The organism is Polaribacter sp. AHE13PA (assembly GCF_019278505.1).
GTDB lineage: Bacteria > Bacteroidota > Bacteroidia > Flavobacteriales > Flavobacteriaceae > Polaribacter.
On sequence record NZ_CP058985.1, the window covers coordinates 2,440,067 to 2,457,500 of the forward strand.

At 29.8% G+C, this 17,434-nt stretch carries 9 protein-coding genes (1 of these 9 only partly in view); all 9 read right to left on the minus strand.

The annotated features are described in order from the left end of the window. Positions 1-954 precede the first annotated feature (954 nt). Entirely contained in the window at positions 955-2,448 is a 1,494-nt protein-coding gene (locus tag H0I28_RS10605; RefSeq protein WP_218759077.1) for a PKD domain-containing protein, read from the minus strand. A gap of 21 nt (positions 2,449-2,469) precedes the next feature. After that, positions 2,470-3,645, minus strand: a complete 1,176-nt coding sequence (locus H0I28_RS10610) for a hypothetical protein (RefSeq protein WP_254712694.1) — start codon at positions 3,643-3,645, stop codon at positions 2,470-2,472. Positions 3,646-3,658: 13 nt separating this feature from the next. After that, the gene (locus H0I28_RS10615) at positions 3,659-5,230 is read right to left on the minus strand and encodes a RagB/SusD family nutrient uptake outer membrane protein (RefSeq protein WP_218731439.1); all 1,572 of its coding nucleotides are present in this window, start codon (positions 5,228-5,230) and stop codon (positions 3,659-3,661) included. Positions 5,231-5,236: 6 nt separating this feature from the next. Next, the gene (locus tag H0I28_RS10620; protein ID WP_218759078.1) at positions 5,237-8,491 is read right to left on the minus strand and encodes a SusC/RagA family TonB-linked outer membrane protein; all 3,255 of its coding nucleotides are present in this window, start codon (positions 8,489-8,491) and stop codon (positions 5,237-5,239) included. A gap of 133 nt (positions 8,492-8,624) precedes the next feature. After that, positions 8,625-8,999 carry a cupin domain-containing protein gene (locus tag H0I28_RS10625; RefSeq protein ID WP_165733157.1) on the minus strand — a complete coding sequence of 125 codons (375 nt, stop codon included), beginning with the start codon at positions 8,997-8,999 and terminating at the stop codon, positions 8,625-8,627. Between the two features lie 27 nt (positions 9,000-9,026). Next, positions 9,027-11,294, minus strand: coding sequence for an alginate lyase family protein (locus tag H0I28_RS10630; protein WP_218759079.1), 2,268 nt, complete (start codon positions 11,292-11,294; stop codon positions 9,027-9,029). Between the two features lie 371 nt (positions 11,295-11,665). Further along, entirely contained in the window at positions 11,666-13,975 is a 2,310-nt protein-coding gene (locus H0I28_RS10635; protein WP_218759080.1) for a chondroitinase-B domain-containing protein, read from the minus strand. Between the two features lie 276 nt (positions 13,976-14,251). Next, positions 14,252-15,328, minus strand: a complete 1,077-nt coding sequence (locus tag H0I28_RS10640; RefSeq protein WP_218759081.1) for a T9SS type A sorting domain-containing protein — start codon at positions 15,326-15,328, stop codon at positions 14,252-14,254. A gap of 12 nt (positions 15,329-15,340) precedes the next feature. After that, on the minus strand, positions 15,341-17,434 hold the 3' portion of the coding sequence (locus tag H0I28_RS10645) for a polysaccharide lyase 6 family protein (RefSeq protein WP_218759082.1). The gene runs 288 nt beyond the window's last position; only the last 2,094 of its 2,382 coding nucleotides appear in the window; the start codon falls outside the window, past its right edge; the stop codon is at positions 15,341-15,343.

Sequence of the window (17,434 nt, forward strand, 5' to 3'; positions counted from 1 at the left end):
TTCCTCTTGTAGGTTTAAAATAAAAAAGCAAAAAACAACACAATATTAAAGTGAATTATTATCAAATAATTTTAGTTTTAAAAAGCAATAAAACCAAAAATAAAATATCATAAAAATAGCTACGCTCCTCTCTTAAATATTAAAAAAAATAAAAAATACACCTGAAAATCAACATATTAAATCCTATTACAATATACCAATTAGAAAATTCTGTTTACAATAAAAAGCAACTATTCGTATTATATTCAAAATAAAACGGACTTAAAAAGAGATAACTATTCTCTTAATTTTCAATATTATTTTAATGTCAATAACATCACTTTTAAAGCTTCTAAATTATCAATAAAAAGAAGAAATAAAATTAAGTAAATATTCAAAAAAGACCTTAAACGAAGTATTTTTCATGAGTCTTTTTAGAAGTATTTAGGAGGTAAATTAAGTGCTGTTTTATTTAGTATTTATACTTATCAAATACAGTAATTTATTAATAATAAATTGGTAAGAAATTCATCATTTAAAAGATTCAAAATGAAAGAATGGGTATTATTTTCTGATAAAGGCTATTTATCAGTCAAACTTCAACCTGATTTATTTAGATACGTAAATATTAAAATAGCTGTTACAATAAAAAAAAGAAGTGAAATATTATTACTCTACGCAGAAATCATCCTTAATATATTGATTTTTAAAGCTAAAATATACGTAAAAAACCACCACTGATATCATACTTAAATATGCTCAAAAATTTGAATAATTAGAAGTTTAAAAATTAAATATCATGAATTTATAAAGCATATTTATGGCTAAAAATTAGCACAAAAAAAAATAACACACATTATTTAAAAATTATAATGTGTGCTATTTATTCTATGATAGACTTGTAAAACTGTCTACTTCTTTACCATCGAATGAAATAAAATAAGTGTTATTTCATTGTGATATAGTACTTCTTAATTAAAAGCCAGGAGTAATAATATCAATATTATCTATAAATACCTCATTGCTGCTATCTACCGCTTTTAATGCTCTCGCATAAATTACAACAATATTTGATGTAGCCTTAAAGGTAAATGTTGTAGTTGTAAATGTATTATCAGATGAAGATCCTTTACTTGAATTAAAATCATTAGTAATATCAAAATAAGCATCAACATTGCTATTATTTGCAGGGTCTGTATTGATATCTTCTTCCGTAGTAATTTCATTATTTAAAATGAATACTTCGGTATTGATTCCTTCAGCTTCAGAACGAGTATCAATAGTAAAAGAATACACAACACCTGCTTCTACCTCTACAAGTTGGTATAGACGTCTAGAATTATTAGAAAGTTTAACTGCTCTCGTTTTTTCTCCATTCACATAAGAACCATCACTAGAAGAACCTGGTTGTTCATTTGTACCAAAAGCTCCATCTATATAGGCATTTAGAGCAGTATTATTCCATAGTGCTCTAAAAGGACTATCTATAGTATTCCCAAAATTATCTTCTACACTACTGTTAGGAGTCATATCCCAAGCATCTGCATTATCACCTGTATTTTTAGTAAAATCATCTGCTGTACCATTTTGAACAATAGCTTTAAAAGTTGGTTTTACAGCACCTACTGGTACCGCTTTTGTTTCACTTTTAGAAACACCTGCTTCGTTGGTTGTTGTTAAAGTTACATCATAAGTAGCTTCTGCCGGAAAAGTGTGTAATGGACTAACTTCTGTTGATGTAGTTCCATCTCCAAAATCCCAACTATGTGTAGTTGCTAAAAGAGAAGCATCTGTAAACTGAACAGTAAGACCATTTACATCAAAAGTAAAATCTGGTACTGTAGATAAAACCAATCCTTCAATATTTTTTGAAACTGTAACCTCAGCATCTAAAAAATTAGTTACTGTTAAAGTTACTTCAAAAGTATCTGCTGTTTTATAAATATGAGAAGGGTTAAATTCTGAATCTAATTCTGTATCTTCTTCAGAGTTCCATGTTAAAGTTTCTCCGTCTCCAAAATTCCAAACTAAAGATTTTGCACCAGAAGTTAAGTTTTCGAAAGTTACTTTAGAATCTATAGAAGTAAAATTAAAATCAACAAAAACAGGAGCTACTGTTGCTGAATCTACAGCTACTAAACCATCTGAACTTGTAGTAGTAAGTTTTACTTTATACTCTCCACCATTGGTATATTTATAATCTGGATTTGCTTCCGAAGAAGTTGTACCATCGCCAAAATCCCACAAATAAGAAGCAGCATCTGTAGAATAACTTCTAAACACGATAGACATAGTATCATCTGCACTTGTACTTGTTGTAAAAAGTGTAGATGGTTGTATATCATTTACATTACCTGTTGGTGGCACAAATTCTTCATACCCGTTGTCATAACAAGAAACTAGACCTAGAAATACAAAAAACAGTGCAAAAATACTGCTATTGAATTTTTTATTTTTTTTATAATTCATAATATTAAATTTTAGAATCTATTATTGTTTAACTATTATATCAAAAGCATCTAGCCTACACTCTGTTCCTGAATTAGTAAGTAAAATAATTACTGATTCATTAAGACCTGCCTCAAACGTAATAGCATGTTTTTTAAATACATCATCTACACGTCCTTCACTACTATCTGTTCTAGATGCAATAATATTAGCTTCTAATTTAGACTCTGCAAGTGTTGTAGCATTTGGACTTATTAAAGAAACTGTTACGTCTCCTGCATTATTGGTATCTAACTCACTAAAATAAGTTAACACATAAGTTGCTCCAGGAGTAACCTCAATTTCTTGATACCCTACTCTACTACCATCTGCAGGAAATTTAGCAGCTTGTAAACCAGAAGGCAATACACCTAACTCAGATTTTGAATTGATTTGAAATACTCCTCCCCAATTTGCGGTACTAGGAGATCTCCAAGAATCTCTACCGTCTCCTGTTCCATCAAATAAAGTTCCATCATCAAAACCTGGCTCTCCAATTTCTGGTATAGCAATGGTTGGTACGGCTTGATTTACAGTTACTAACTTTTCTGTATAAGCAGATTTACCAAGGTTGTCTGTTACCGTTAAACCAATAGTATATGTACCTGGACCAGGAAAAGAAAAAATTAATTCTTGATCTTGTAATGTTGCTGGTGCTAATTCTGAAATTTGTGTATTTAAAGCAGCAACATTTTCTGTAACTTCTGCAGAAACCTCATCTTTAGCTGCTTGTAATTGAACTTTTAAACTTGCAATAGAAGCTTCTAAGACAGCCTTTTTGTCTTCATTTACTTCACATGGTAATTTAAATTCAATTTTAGCAATTTCATTTTCTAACGCTACCACAGTTGCTAATTCCGCATCTATAGATTGCTTAAGAATTGGCAAGTCTTTATTTATTAAAGTTACCCCTTCAGATGGTGTTACTGTCCAATCGTACTGTGTACCATTTACAGCTAAATTAGAACCTGCTTGAAAATTAACTTCATAATTAGCCCATAATTCTACATCATTACAATCAAATTCAGATGTTGTAATATCTGTTGAATTGTAAAAAGGTGTTGGACTTGTAAAATCTTCTAAATCGCCAACTTCTGGTAAGTCGTTACTTACACAAGAGGTTAGAGAAACTACTGTCCCTAACACAATATATTTTAAGTTAAACAAATATTTTTTCATAATTGAGTGTTTTTTAGTATCCATCATTTTGTTTATAAAAATTAGGCAAATTATCTCTTTCTCTTTGTGGGAATGGAAGGTATTTCTTTCCACTAGTATAATTTAAACTATTGTCTGTAGAAAATTTAGACAACACATTATCTGCTTCTCCAAATCTTATTAAATCATACATACGTTGGTTTTCATATACAAACTCAACTCTTCTTTCATCTAATAAGTCTTGTTTTGTTAAGTTTACTACCTCTTCTAAACCAGCTCTTAGTCTTACTTGATTAAAAGCATCTATAGCTCTTTGGTCTGTAGTACTATCTGAGTTTCCTAGAATAGCTTCTGCATATAATAACAACACATCTGCATATCTTAAAACAATCCAATCATTATCTCCAATTTCACCATCCGTAGGATATTTAGCATTAAAAACATCTACAGTATTATTTGCTAAAAAAGCGCTATATCCTAAAGACAAAATAGAGGCAGGAAATCTTACCGGTTGTGCTGTTGGGTTCATAACTTCTAAGAATTCTAAAGTTGCAATATTTACACCGTTAGAAGGTCCTTGTAATGTCATTGCAAAACTGTGAGATTCTGAATCTGTTTCTACTTGGTCACCTAAACCACTATCACTAGTTGCATAGTTATCACTACTAACAAGATCATAAGCTATTGAAAAAATAATTTCGTTGTTAATTTCAAGACCTGAGTTATTAACCCAATCTCCATCAAGAACTGGATCTGATTCTAAATTTGATTCAGAAAAATCACCCGTAAATTCATTCCCAAAAATATGTCCATAATCTACAGCTAAAGTTGCATAATAATCACGGTCTGATAAACCAGCTGCTTTTTCTGTAAACATTAAATCATATTTATAGGTAACATTGTTTTCTACAACTGAAGCTAATAAAAGTTCTGCTTCTACATAATTTGGATTCGGTTGACTTAAATATGCTTTTGCAGCTAAAGAAATTGCAGCTCCTTTAGAAGGACGGTATCTATTTTGCTCTGCATTGTTTAAGTAAGCAATTGAAGTTTTAAAATCTTCAATAATTTTAGCATACACTTCAGCTTCTGGTAATTGAGGATAATCTAAAGCTTCCTTTTCTGTAACATCTAATACTTTGTCTATAAAAGGTATGTTTTGATATGCTCTTACCAAGTTAAAGTGACATAAAGCTCTCATAAAGTAAGCTTCACCAACAGTATATTGTTGACTTTCTGGTGCTAAAAATTTATTATCAATAATTGTATTTGCATGCTTAATAGTATGCATATTATTAGAGTAATACGTTGCTACATCTCCATTATTTGCATCTACATTAAATGCGTTAATTGCAGGAAAGTTTCCGTTTTCTGAATTTGCTCTAACATTATCTGATCTTAATTCTGTTAATAAGAATTCGTTTGCAGGAATTTTTTGATAAGAATCTAAAACTCCATTAGATAATGCTATAAACCCATCGTCTGTTTGTAGTAACTCCTCTAGCGAAAGTGCTGTAGGATTACTTAAGTCCAGTTCTGTTTCACAACTTGTCAATAAAGCTATAAAAGAAAAACCAACTATTATATTTTTATATATATTTTTCATAATTATTTAAAATTGAAAGTTAATTCCCGCTGAAATTGTTTTAACTATAGGTCCATCTCCTCTTTGGTATCCTGCTGTTAAAGGCGTATTCGCATTGTCTGATGTTTGACCTGCTGCTTCTGGATTAAATCCTTCATAACCTTTAGCTGTAAAGAATAATAAGTTTTCTCCTGCTATGTAAAATCTTAATTTATCAAAATTATATTTTGATGTAAAAGACTCTGGTAATGTATATCCTAAAGTTACATTTCTTAAAGCTACAAAAGATGCATCTTGAATGTGGTCATCAGTAAATCTTCTATGAACCGTTAAGTCTCTATCCGGAAAATTAGATACTTCGTTAACAGCAGACTCACTTGCATAATACAATTGATCTAAATCTGCAACTCTAACTTCTGCTCCATGAGAACCTTGTAATTGAAAAGAAAAATCGAAATCATACAAAGTAAAATCAGAATTAAAACCCCATTCAAAATCTGGGTAAGGACTACCTAATTCTGTTCTATCATCATCATCAATAATTCCGTCTCCGTTTAAATCTTTTACATATACATCTGCATAATCATTGTTAAATCTATTAAAAGGATTGTCTACCCATTCTAAAGGAATTTCTTTTTCATATACCCATCCATAAAAAGAGGTAATTGGCTGCCCAACTTTTGCAATAAATTCTGTTGGTCTTGTATCTTGATCAATTCTAGAGATAATTTGTTCGTTATTTCCTAAGCTTGTTACTTCGTTTCTATTTAAAGAAAACTGACCAGAAACACTCCAACGGAAGTTTTCTTTAGACATCAATCTAGAACTTACCTCAAATTCTACTCCTTCATTTTTAACTTCACCAAGGTTTTGTAACCAATTGTCTGTACCATAAGCAGCAGCAGATGGAGCAAAAAGTAATAAATCTTCACTTGTTCTAATATAGTAATCTGCTGTTAAGCTAAAAAGACCTCTACCAAAAGTAACATCTATACCTGGGTTAAATTCTCTTAGTTTTTCCCAACCTAAAATTTGATTTGCTAAAGTTGTTGCTTTTACACCAGTTGTTCCATCATAGCTAATTGTACTATATGCTTCTTCAAACCTGTAAAGAGATTCGAATATGTTATTAGAAATTTGGTTAGAGCCAGAAAGACCATAACTTGCTCTTACTTTTAAGAATGATATTAAATTACTGTCTGATAAGAATTTTTCATTAGACATAACCCAACCAAGAGATGCAGCAGGGAAAAATCCGTTTTTAGAATCTGGACCAAATCTTGTACTTGCATCATTACGTACTGATAATTGAAACAAGTATTTTTCATCATAATTATAGTCTAACCTACCAAAAAATGAAACTAATTTTTCGCTTGCGTTATCTGTATATGTTGTTCCTCCATCTGCAATAGCAATATTATTGTTAAAGTCATTAGAAAAACCAACTGCTTCAGATTCTTGTCTGTAATTATCACTTTGCATGTACTCAAATCCTAATACTGAATTAAAGTTATGCTTTTTATAACTTGTATCATATTTAAGTAATGATTCGAACGTGTATTGGTTTAATTCGTCTCTTCTTTCTAATCTAAAAGATTCTTGATCTCTGTTTTCTTGACCATACAAATAATCTGCTTCGTTACTTTTATTGTGTCTAAAATCACCAGAAATAGTTTGTCTAAAACTAAGACCTTTTGCTAATTTAAAATCGATATAAGAAGATGCGTTTAAACTTAACTTCTTCTTAGTTCTAGATCTTTCCATATAATGTACCAAAGGATGTACGTTTTTAGTGGTAGATAAGGTTAAACCACCAGAAGTTAAACCACTAGCAACAGGTAAACCTGTAGCTGGGTCTCTAAGAATACTTCTTGGGTTGCTAGGATCTGCTGTAAAGGTATGATCAAAAGCTCTAGAAAAACCGTAACTTCCTACACCAAGGTTTTCAAATAATTTTCCTGCATCTGTAGAAACACCTACCTCTGTAGAAAATGGAGTTACATATTTTAAATGTTCTTCATTTAAATATAATGGCACATGCCCCATTTGTCTTAATGGATCTGTAAATCTTGCAGGTACTTTAGTTTGGTCATTATAATTAACACGTATACTTGCACCATATTTTATTTTTTTATTCTTAGATCTACTATCAATCTTAACTCTAGCATTGTATTTTTTAAAATCATCATTTAAAACAATTCCTTCATCTTCTAAATAACCTAAAGAAGCTGAATAACTAGTTAACTCAGAACCACCTCTAGCAGCAAAAGAATGACTTTGTATAAAACCACCATCAAAAATTTCATCTTGCCAATTTGTTTCACCACTTCCTAATGAAGCAATAAACTCCATAGCTTCTAACTCAGCGTAAGCATTATTATAAGATCCATTATCTGCATTTGCGTTATCACCAACAATTCTACCATAGTTAGGACTATTTACTGATATTGCACTCACTTGACCTTGTAAACCATCTAACCTTGCTCTTTCTTGCGCTATTGTTGTATTAAAGTTGCTATTGTTGTCAGAATATTTATACCCTGTAAAGCTGTTATAAGAAAATCTTGTTTGACCAGAAATTCCTTCTTTTAAAGTAACTAAAATTACACCATTTGCACCACGAGAACCATAAATGGCCACAGAAGATGCATCTTTTAAAACACTAATAGATTTAATATTATTATTGTCTATAGATCCTAAAATATCTGAATCTGTACCTAGAATTACTCCATCTACCACAATTAAAGGAGAAGAAGAACCAGTAACAGAACCAGGTCCTCTTAATGTAATCTTTGGATCTCCCCCCGCTTCAGAAGAAGTTACTTGAATTCTTAAACCTGCTACTCTACCCTTAAGAGCATCCTCTACACGCGCTACTGCTTGGTTTTGAAGATCTTCTCCAGAAACTTTTGTTAAAGCACTTGTTACGTTTTTTTGTTTTTGATTTCCATAACCTACTACAACAATTTCATCTAAAATATTAGAATCTTCGTCTAAGGCTACATTAATTGTTTTTTGATTTGTAAAAGTTATTGTTTTAGTTTTAAAACCTAGGTAAGAAAACTGAATAACATCTCCAGACTTCACGGTAATTTTATAATTACCATCAAAATCGGTACTTGTTCCTTTTGTTGTTCCAACCAAGATAACATTAGCACCCAATATAGGCTCACTATCCGTTTTAGACATAACATTTCCCGTTACTGTAACACTTTCTTGCGCAAATCCTATTGCACTAAAAAGAAGCATTGCAATAAATACTAACTTAATTTTTAAGTTCATTGTTAATTGTTTTGAATTATTTTTCTTTAAAAAACATTTAATCTTAAATATCTCTTTAAGATTAAAACTGCTATATTTTGATGTAATAGTAACGTCTATCACCTCATTAAATCTTCCTTAAGAGATTCTTATTTTACTTCTTGTCTGCAAAATAAGAAGGTCCATCTCCAGTTAAAAAATCTTCTCTTACAGGACTAAATGTGTCAATTAATTGTCCTTCTTCTAAACAAACAGCACTATGCAATAAATTAGGTTCTATATAAACCCCATCTCCTGCTTCTACAATTTGTTTTACACCGTCAATTTCAAATTCGAATTTACCTGAAACCACATAAGTAGCTTGCGTATGAAAATGTTGATGAGGTGCACCTAATGCTCCTTCTTCAAATTTTACGCTTACCATCATAATTTGATTATCATAACCTAAAAATTTTCTAGAAACTCCTCCACCTAATACTTCCCAATCTAAATCTTTAGAAATTACGTACTTTTCACTAAATCTATTCATTTTTCCCATTTTATTTATTTTTTTTATTTACTTATAATAATAAGAACCTTTCCAATTATACTCCTTATTGCCTATTTTAATTATATGATTTTTATCTGTAGAATTATCTTTATTAGAAATTATAAAAATTTTAGTAGTATTTTTCTTAGTAGTAATTTCTACTGCAGTATAAGCCTCTGTATCTAAAACAACATTTAAGTTTGTAATACTACTATATGCGTTTAAAGCTAATTCAGAAACAGAACTATAACTACCATGAGATTCTATTACAGAAGCAAAAGTGGTGTTTTGAGTATTTTTTCTTCGGATAATAAAAGAAGGTTCTTTACGTAAATTATACTCTGGATCGTTTGCTCCAATTCTTGCCAAAATCAACTCATCATTTGCATTAGAAGCGGTTGTTAATGTGTAGAATAAATCATTATTTTTCCAAGAGAACACCGTATTAGCATCAGCAGGTTTTCCTGAAGCCTCTTTCCATAAATGCTGATAACCATTCTTTTTTCCTAAAGGATTTAGTTGATCATACGTTTCAAACTCAAAATTAGTTTTCATAATATGACCTAAGTAATAATAAGGTAAATCATATTGCTTTTTACTATCTGATTTTATTTTAAAAAGATCTATTGTAAATGGTCTTTCAAAATCTTCATCTTTAATTAAGGCAAGAGTTCTAAGCATTTCTGTACCAGGATAAGCATTTACCTCTGTTGCACTTAATATCTGTATATTAGGATTTTTATCATCATAAAAATACAAGTCTGAATGGTGTTTGGTTCCAATCTCAAACTTACCTTCAAAATGACTTTCTTCATTTACGGTAATTGTATTATGTGCAATAGTTTGTTTTGCCCATGTTTGGTTTTCTTTTAAATAATTACCTCCACCTTTTTGTTCAATATTTACAAAACGAGCTAAACCATAATCTTGCAATACTTCATTACCCTTTTCATGTAAAGAGAAAGATAATTTATCATAATGACCATGACTAGAACCATGTGAAGCGTATTTATACACCAACTCTAAATTATCACTTCTTAAAACACCAACTCCACCTTCGTCTCCTTTTTTACCGTCAGATAAATTAACAGATTTTTTTGTAAAAGGTTTCTCTAAGCCCTCTTTAATTCCAATTGCAATTGCTAAACCAGTATCATCTAAAACAACTCTATCTTGTTTTTTAGCAATACTTAACAACTCAGGATTTTCTCCTCCAAACTTATAAGCAATGTCTACTGCAGAAACCAACGCTGCTGTATAATAAGACATCCCTTTCTGGCCATCATTTAATGGAAAAAAATCTCCATCTGCATCCGATAAGTTTAGTAAAGCATCTACTGCTTTTAATAAAACGCCATCTTTATATTCAAATATTTTTAATTCAGGTTTTACATTGTGTAATGCTTCAGCAAAAATTAAAAAAGGATACATGGCATAACGTTGGTAATAAGGACCTTCATTATAATAACCATCTGGAGAAAAAGGCTCGTCTAAGTTCCCGAAAAAGCCTAACCTTAATCCTTCAACTTTAATAAAACCACCATCATTGTCTCTCATTCCGGTATTTAAATTATCAGTTTTTAAACCGTTTAATGCATTGTCTAACAACTCATCGTTGTCCATAACCAAGGCAATCATTCCAACAGCTACATTACCCCAAGTACTATGGTTATGTACTCTGTTAAAAAATTGTGGATTCCCTTCTGATATAAATTTAGCAAACGGAATAAATAAATCGTTTTCTAATGTTTCTCTCTCTTCTTTAGACAACCAATCATATACGCAATCATAAGCTTGTGCAGAATACACTAACCAATTAGAATCATTTAAACATTGCCAAAATAATTTACCTCTTGCATACGACCTTGTTTGTGGGTGTACAGGTAATGTTGGATATAATTTTGCATACGCAAACAACATATCTTTAACATAGTTTGCATATTTTTCATCATTCAAAATCTGAAATAAGACTCCAGCTTTTTGAATAATTATAAAGTTTTTCTTGTGACGTTCATGTGTATAACCTCCAGATAAATCTTTAGGAATAGGAACTAATATTCCTAATTCTATTTCGGCATCTACTTCTGCTTTTGTATCTGCTAACGTTTTATCGAAAATAGGCACATTGCCTAAGTTTTTTCTGATGTTATCTACACCTTCTTTGGTTAAAATCAATTTAGGATGTGAACCCTCTTTTTTTGCATCCTCATTAGCATTCTCTGTTGTTTTATTACAAGAGATCGCAATAAAACTAATAAAAAAAAGAGCTATTAATTGTATGCTAAATTTTTTCATATATAAATTGAAATTAAAATTGGTTAACCAGATTGGTGTACCAAATATATGGCTAATTAGTATTTTAACAAAATAATAGTATATAAAATAGTGAATTTAACATATTTTACACGCAGAATTTCATCTTTTTACATTAGTCATGTTATAAAAAAACAAAAAAAAGGCCCATTTATTAAATAAATGGGCCTTAAAAGTAATAATTCAAAAAACTACTCAATAATTATTTTTATAGAACCTACTAAGTCATTACTTATTTATAACATAAACTCATTAAAAAAACAGACAATTCAATTGTTTTTTTGCCTATATATTGTTCGAAAACGGATATTGAAAAAAAATTAAAAGAACGATTAGAGGTATAATATATTTTATTAATACATTAATTTCATCACTAAATTTTCTTCAGTTTTAATTTTACCAGAATTGATTAATGTATTATTAGATTCAACGTTGTTTTTTGCTCCCCATAAAATAGAAACAAACTCCACTTTATTGTTTTTAAATACATTCTTAGTGATGTTTACATTTACTATACCTCTATGATTTAACAACATACCATTTTCCTCTTTACTCCCACATTCTGTAAAAGTACTATTAGAAACCAATAAGTTTCCACCAATAGTAGACTCATCATAACCACCTCTGTAATAGTCTATCACATTTTGCTTAACATTTGTAAACTGACAGTTATCTACCGTTAAATACTCTGTATTATAGTCTCCTCTATCATTTGTTTCTTCAGATAATTCAATACCATTTTCACAATTGGTAATGGTGCTATTTTTAAAGGTAACTTCTTCTGCAAATGTCTGTTTATATGCTTTTAACACATAATTAAAATTATTAATATCGCATCCAGAAACTGTCAATCCAAAATGATTAGACATGTTTTTATTTAAGTTTGCAAACGCTTTTTGTTTTCCGTTTCCAGAAAGCACAATGTTATTGATTGTTAAAATTCCGTACGGATTCAAATTAAACAAAGGCGTATTGTCTGCTCCTTCAAAAATAATTTCCGCTTTTTTATCATCCTTAGATTGAATTGTAAGTGATTTATTAATTACAAGAGATGCAGAAACATTATATGTACCAGGACTCAAAGCAATAACGTCACCAGATTTAGCAGAAGCAATTACCGCTTCTAATTCACCTTTAGCATTTGTAACAGCTAAAACATTTGGTGTTGCAGCTTCTACTACATTAGAATACCAAGAAGCTCCATATTTAGTTTTATCTAAAATTGCTGGATCTTTCATTAATCCTTGAACTGCAGCTCCTATAGAGTTCGAATTTTCTCTAGAGTTTCCAAAAATATCTTGTTTAATAGTTTCAAAACCAAAACCGTTATAAACATCAAAATCACTCGTTAATTTAGGCATATAAATATGCTCACTCAATTTTGTTAATTCAAATTCGGCAGCTTGTATTCTTTCTGAATTATCAAAACCTACACCCTGATTATTAATGATGTTGTTTTTAAATTTAACTCCATCCGCTTTATCATGTTCTATAATTGGAGTTTCATCTCCTACACTGTTGTAAATAATATTATTTGCAACAACTGTTCTAAGCGCTCTTGCAGAACGAATTTCTGACTTAGGCAATACAGCTGCTTGAGCAATATTTGTACCTACACCAAATTGCCAAGGAGATTTAGAGTCTACATATGTATTATATGCAACTACGACATCGGTAACTTGATTATATCTATTTAATGGTGATTTAGGAATACCATTCATAATAGCTAATGGACTTCTAAAGTTTTCTCCTATAATTTTATAAAAATAATTATTGATAATCCAGTGTCCGGTATTTACAATTCTAATTCCACCAAATTGTTTATTTACACCATCACCAATAAAATAATTACCATCAATAGTAACGTAATTTCCATGACGGGTTACAACAGAACCTTCACTTTTATAAAAAACGTTATTTTTAATGATATTAAAATTTGTCTTACTAGAAATTATTTCAACTTCTCCATTACATTCTTCAAATAAATTGTTTGCAATGGTTGTATTACTTGGAGACATAGATGTAAAACTACTTCCTAATTGAATAGTTTCTCCTCTTGCACCACCTTTTCTAGGTCTTGGTCCAAAATGATTATTTATAATTTGGTGATAATTTCTAATGCTTTGGTTCCCTTTTAGATCTACTCTAACAGTTGGTCCACCATTTGTTTTACCAGCAATATAGTTATTACTTAATTCGTTATGCGTACCATAAAGTTGCACCCATAAATTATCCTGATCACGCTCTAAACTGTTATAATCTAAAATAACACAATTGGTAACTTTACTATAGTTTGCAACATTTTCTTCTGTAATTCTAAAACCAATAACATTTTTAAACGGTGAATATCCGTTTCTAAAAAATAATCCATTTACTTCTAAATAACTACCTCCCATTTGTAAACTAGAAATACCTTCTATAAAAACTTTACCAGCATTTTCTGCTTTTAAAATAATAGGATTTTCTTTTGTTCCTTCACCTTCAAAAACAATTTCTACATCTTTATAAATTCCGTCTTTAATAACAATATTATCTCCTGCTTGCGCGTTTTTTGTTGCCTCTATTAGTTCGGATGAATTTGTTACAACAATACTTTTAGCAACTTTTTGCTCACAAGAAACGATTAGCAATAGTAAACTGATAATTAGAAGTGTTTTTTTCATTTTCTTTTAGTTAATATGTTTTGGGTAAACTCTTATAAAATTTTTAGAGACTGCTAACCCTAAAAAAGTATGTTGTTTTAAAAAATAGTACATAAATTATTTGGTAAAACACAAACTGGTTTACCAAATTGGTTTACCAAATATAGTTACTAATTTTGGAATGATAAAACTATTTAAGAAGAATTAATAGTTTCATTAAGAAGTAATTAATTTTATGTTTCAAAAATTAAAAATAAATGTAGATACTTTAATTTAACTTATAATGCTTTGAAAGCATTATTTAATATAGCATTTTAATACTTTTACTATTACTGAATCTTTTGTAAGAACAACAAAATACAATCCTTTAGAAAAACCACTAAAATCTACCGTTTTATTATTAAACCTATTTTCTATAGAAATATTTCTACCAGTATTATCAAACAACGCAACTTCATCATACGTATCTGAATCTGTATTTTTAAACTCTATCTCATTAGATGATGGATTTGGAAATAATAAAATATTTTCTGATTTTGCTTTTAAATCATCAACAGAAAGTAATCCTGTAATTTCTTCAATGCTAAAATCTGCATATTTTACTATTTCATCTTGCAAATCTTGTTTGTTATTTAAACTTCTATAAATACCCCATTTTGGTCTTGCAAATTCTGCACCATCTTGCCAAGTGTCTAATGGACTATTAGAATAACTAAATATTTCTTCATTATTAGAAACTTTTCTTATTTCTAAAGAATAACTCCCTGCATCATCAAATTTAATATACTCTGTTACTTCTACCCAATTCCCTCTAAATAAATCTAAGTTTGCCGTTTCTAAAGTAGTTTGATCATTGGTTGCTGTATACCTTAATTCAAATTTATCCGGATTTCCTTTTCTTAAAGTAAAAGAAATCATTGGTATAGATGCATACGAACCACCAACTGCTTTTATTTGATGAATATGTGTAAAACTTGCTGAAGTTTTAAAGGAATCACTTAACTTAAATTTCCATTTATAAGCTACAGTTTCTCCTTTAGTTACCTTTAAATTTTCAGGTGAATCAGAATATGTTTTTATCTCATTACGTTGCCTATCAAACTTTTTACAACGATCATTATCTGGAGTTACATGAATATGAAAACGGAAAACATTCTTATTTAATTCTGTATCAAAAACTTCATCTATATGATTTCCAAAATCTGTATGATTACAATCTGGAGCTTCCACCACACTTCTGTTTGGATTAGCAAAAACAGCATTTATCAACTCATAGGTATTTCCAGGACCATCTGCACTTAAAACAACCTGACTAAAAATTGTTTGTGAGACTAAAGTCAAAAAAACAATACCAAAAAGAAAGTTTTTCTTCATCAGAAAATATATTTATTGCTTTAAACCTATGTTATCGATATCATTATTTACTTTTAATAATGGAGATTTATCACTTGGAATAAAAAGATAATTATCATCCCATCGGGGATTTTTATAAATTAAATTTTCCTTTTTAGCATTATCACTTATTTTAACAAAACCACTTTTATGAATTAAACAATTAGAAATACTATTACTAGAACCTTTTAAAGAAACAGGCGTTATAACTTTATAACTATCTTCAATCACAGAATTTGTAATGGAAACATTGCTAATTCCATCTGCTCTAATAATTTTACCTTTTTCATTATTAAAAACATTACTAAATATTGAATTATTTATAATTAAGTTACCACCCGGAATTTCTGTCGACACCGTTTTTCTATAATAATTAATTGCTGCTTCTTCTATATTTTTAAATACAGTGTTGTCTATAATAATTGTATTTGCATTGTATAGCTCCATAATATCTTTATCATAAGATAAATTTAAACCTCTATAATTGTTTTCGAATCTAGAGTTTACAAAACTTAAAGTATCTGCTTTTGTACCATTATAGGCTTTAAAAACGCTTCCTCCATTTTTATTCGTAAAGTTTTGGAAGATAATATTATCTACAAATAAATTATAAAGTCCGCCTTCTTTTTTGTCAGGAGAAACAATAGCATATTTTAATTCAGAATTTACACCATCTAGAATTGCATTGCTAATGTGTAAGTTTATCCCTTCATTTACCCTAAACAAATAACTAATCGGTTTTTCTAAATCTTTTTTGGCTGCTATAATGGTAGTACCGCCTTTATCTCCAACAATAGTAATATTCTTAGATACTTTAATTGATTTTTCTAAAATATACTCTCCTGTTTTTAAATTTAAAACAGAACCTGGAAACGCTTTATCAATCGCTTTTCTTAAAGTTTCTATACCTGGTTCTACGGTAATTTCTTCAGCTTTAATAATTGGCGCAACAATATTAGGTGTCCAACCCGGACCAGATCTTAACTTTAAAGCTCTTGGTAAATTGTTGGCATCCAAATTAAAAGCGCCTGCATTAAAAACTTCTCTTATATTATTGTTGATATCGTTTTCTAGACTTTTACTATTTTTAGTAACTACTAACAAATCGTTATTCTTAGCAGTCGGCACAGGAAAAGAACCTATCTCTTTCCAATCTATTTTGGTTGCATTAAAACCGTTAATAACTTGTGGTGTTGCCGCATCTATATAATTATTATTAAAAGAGATTCCCGAAACGTCATCAACAAATAAAATATTTTTCCCTGGTTTGTCGTTAAAAATTAAATTGTTTGAAAAATTAGTATTTATAGGTGCAAGCGTTTTTTCATCATCTTTACCTTCTCCAAAGGAAATTGGCCCAGAATTGATAATGGTATTATTCTGAATATCTACATTCTTTACTTGTTCATATCTATTTAAAGGTGAATTTGGAACCCCGTTCATTACTACAATTGGTCCTCTAAAACCATCACCTAACAAACCTACAAATAAATTATTTCTGATAATATGATTAGAGTTGATTACCCTAACTCCACCTGTTTTAGATACACCATTTCCTAAAAAAACATTTCGTTCTACCAACGCGTTATCACCATGTCTTAGCGTTAAAGCTCCTTGGCTACCTACAAATAAATTATCTCTGTAAATATTGTCTCCAGATTTATTAGAAATAATTTCTATTTCACCGTCACAACTTGAAAAAATATTTTTTTCTACAAGAGTTTTAGATGATTTTTTAGAGTTCGTACTGGTACCAATTCTAATTGTTTCTCCTCCGTTTTTACCTAGGTCTGGTCTTGTACCAAAAAAGTTATTATCTATTCTATGATTATTTTCTACATGTTCTTCTCCTTTAAGCCAAACTACCAAAGTAGTTCCTTCACTTATTTTACCTGTAAAGTTATTATGATCCACACGGTTATTTTTACCCCAAAGATCTACCCAATGGTCTTTTAAATTTTCTTTAGATTTATAATAAGATATTGTAGTGTTTGTTAAACGACAATTATTAGCAAAGGTTTTAGAATCTTTTCTAAACTGAACAACCGATTTATAGCTTGTATTACCATCTTTAAACCACAAGCCACT

Bases quoted from the DNA above. Each gene is read 5' to 3' on its own strand.
- H0I28_RS10625 (WP_165733157.1), bottom strand. From the start codon at position 8,999: ATGAATAGATTTAGTGAAAAGTACGTAATTTCTAAAGATTTAGATTGG.
- H0I28_RS10620 (WP_218759078.1), bottom strand. From the start codon at position 8,491: ATGAACTTAAAAATTAAGTTAGTATTTATTGCAATGCTTCTTTTTAGT.
- H0I28_RS10630 (WP_218759079.1), bottom strand. From the start codon at position 11,294: ATGAAAAAATTTAGCATACAATTAATAGCTCTTTTTTTTATTAGTTTT.
- H0I28_RS10605 (WP_218759077.1), bottom strand. From the start codon at position 2,448: ATGAATTATAAAAAAAATAAAAAATTCAATAGCAGTATTTTTGCACTG.
- H0I28_RS10610 (WP_254712694.1), bottom strand. From the start codon at position 3,645: ATGAAAAAATATTTGTTTAACTTAAAATATATTGTGTTAGGGACAGTA.
- H0I28_RS10635 (WP_218759080.1), bottom strand. From the start codon at position 13,975: ATGAAAAAAACACTTCTAATTATCAGTTTACTATTGCTAATCGTTTCT.
- H0I28_RS10640 (WP_218759081.1), bottom strand. From the start codon at position 15,328: ATGAAGAAAAACTTTCTTTTTGGTATTGTTTTTTTGACTTTAGTCTCA.
- H0I28_RS10615 (WP_218731439.1), bottom strand. From the start codon at position 5,230: ATGAAAAATATATATAAAAATATAATAGTTGGTTTTTCTTTTATAGCT.